1 protein-coding gene is annotated in these 365 nt (G+C 49.3%); it reads right to left on the bottom strand.

What is annotated here, in order from left to right; genetic code table 11:
• The coding region (locus WH96_RS22255; protein ID WP_047766202.1) for a hypothetical protein at window positions 1-365 on the bottom strand (365 nt) is incomplete at both ends.

Genomic DNA, 365 nt, shown 5'->3' with positions numbered 1-365 from the left:
CCAGGGCCAGTGAATTCTTTTTTGACCTCACTCCATTTGCCTTCAGGGACGATGCAGTTACCCGTCTTGGTGTCAATAATCTGCACAAACCCGGCATTGGCTGGCACCTTTGGTGCGCCGTCAATCGGTTTGGTCGACCAACGGGTTGATGCATCATCCTTACACCGATCCTGCTTGATACTCCCCCCAACATTATCCAGACAAAGAGCCGTATGGCCAACCTCGATGAAATCGTTTGCAAAAGTCGCACTAACATAAAGGTCAAGTGGATTATGTGCTTCGGCATACTGTTCTTGTGCATGGGCTTTGTCACGAGCTGCGATCACTTTTTGTAGCGCAGCTTCTTCAGCGGCATAAGCTTTGAA

The organism is Kiloniella spongiae, from assembly GCF_001026905.1.
Taxonomy (GTDB): domain Bacteria; phylum Pseudomonadota; class Alphaproteobacteria; order Kiloniellales; family Kiloniellaceae; genus Kiloniella; species Kiloniella spongiae.
The sequence above is the reverse complement of the archived record's forward strand: the minus strand, read 5'-3'. Positions and strand labels throughout refer to the sequence as shown.